At 69.5% G+C, this 1536-nt stretch carries 3 protein-coding genes; all 3 read right to left on the reverse strand.

The features are described from left to right. A partial coding sequence (locus ACK5M9_RS15800; protein WP_416894088.1) for a DUF2334 domain-containing protein occupies positions 1–311 on the reverse strand: 311 nt, incomplete at its 3' end. 119 nt (positions 312–430) lie between these two features. Then, the gene (locus ACK5M9_RS15805) at positions 431–928 is read right to left on the reverse strand and encodes a glutathione peroxidase (protein ID WP_416894089.1); all 498 of its coding nucleotides are present in this window, start codon (positions 926–928) and stop codon (positions 431–433) included. A 22-nt stretch (positions 929–950) separates the two neighbouring features. Beyond that, positions 951–1505: a TetR/AcrR family transcriptional regulator gene (locus tag ACK5M9_RS15810; protein ID WP_416894090.1), complete on the reverse strand. Its 555-nt coding sequence runs from the start codon at positions 1503–1505 to the stop codon at positions 951–953. Positions 1506–1536 lie beyond the last annotated feature (31 nt).

Genomic DNA, 1536 nt, shown 5'->3' on the forward strand with positions numbered 1-1536 from the left:
AGGATCCGGTCGGCGGCCATCAGCCGCAGGTTGGCTTCGTGAGCCTGCAGGGTGGCGAACTCGCCGCGGCGGGCCTTGGTGGCGGCCTCGTCGTAGCCGTGCAACACGATCGCGTCCCCACCGGCGCGCCGATCCGCCAGCCAGCCGACCGTGTCGTCGTCGCGGTCGAGGCGGTAGCCGCCCTTCATCCGCGGCGCGACCAGGAACGACACCGGGACTCCGCGCGCGTCGAGGTGGCCGCAGAACGCGGCGACGTCGTCGACGGTGCGCTCGCTGATACCGGAGATCGAAACGATCAGTTGTCCTGCCACACCCGCAGTGTGGCAACTCCAGGTGTCCAGACGGTGGACAACACGGCGACTGTGGGTGTCATCTTGCCGGCCCCGCCTCTGCTGCCCTGCCTTTGCTGGCCCTGCCTTTGCCGGCCCTGCTAGCGGGGCACGACCTCTTCGATCGCCGCGATGACCTCGGGGGCGTCGGGAGCGGTGCGCGGCCGGAAGCGCCTGACCACGGTGCCGTCCGGGGCGAGCAGGAACTTCTCGAAGTTCCACTGCACGTCGCCGGCTTCGCCCGAGTCATCGGCCGCCTTGGTGAGCTCGGTATACAGCGGGTGCTGACCGGGACCGTTGACATCGGACTTGGCGAGCAGCGGGAACGTGACGCCGTAGGTGGTCGAGCAGAACGTGAGGATCTCGTCGGGGCTGCCGGGTTCCTGCCCCATGAATTGATTGCACGGCACGCCGATGACGGTCAGCCCGCGCGCGGCGTAGTCCTTGGCGAGTTTCTCCAGCGCCTCGTACTGCGGGGTGAGCCCACACTTGGACGCGACGTTCACCACCAGAGCGGCGCCGTCGGTCAGCTCGGCCAGCGTGGTGGGCCGGCCAGCGAGAGTCGTCAGGGGGATGTCATTCAGCGCTGAATCGGTCATGCACCCCGACGGTACCGGTGGCTCATTTCGTGAACAGCATCTGGGCCATCCGTTGCATCGTTGCCACGGCGTCGGCGTCCGTGTCGATCGCTTCGTTGAGCCAGAGCATCGCGAACCCGTGCACCAGCGACCACGCCGCCAGCCCGGCGGCCTCGGGGTCGCCCTTGGCGCGGGGGTCGTCGAGCGTGGCCACACCGGCGGCCAGCTCCGCACCCGCGGCGGCCTGCGCGGCGACCAGTTCAGCGTCGTCGGGGTGGACCAGTGATCGGTCGAACATCACCTCGTAGTGACCCGGATGCTCCACCGCGAAGCGCACATATGCCAATGCGGCGTGGGTGAACTCGGGTCTGGCCCCGGCCAGCGCCACCGCCCGCATGTGCCATCCCTGGGCGGCGAGTGCGGTGAACAGTCCGCGGCGGTCGGCGAAATGGTGGGCCGGGGCGGCATGCGACACCCCGGCCGCACGGGCCAGCTCGCGCAGCGACACCCCGTCGGCCCCACGCTCGGCCACGAGGTCGGCCGCGTGCGCGAGGATCACGGCCTTCAGGTCGCCGTGGTGGTAGCTGTCGCGCTTCACCGCCCGATCATACCGAAATCTTGACAGTGCC

Origin of the sequence: Mycobacterium sp. (genome assembly GCF_047975165.1) — a bacterium.
Classification (GTDB): domain Bacteria; phylum Actinomycetota; class Actinomycetes; order Mycobacteriales; family Mycobacteriaceae; genus Mycobacterium.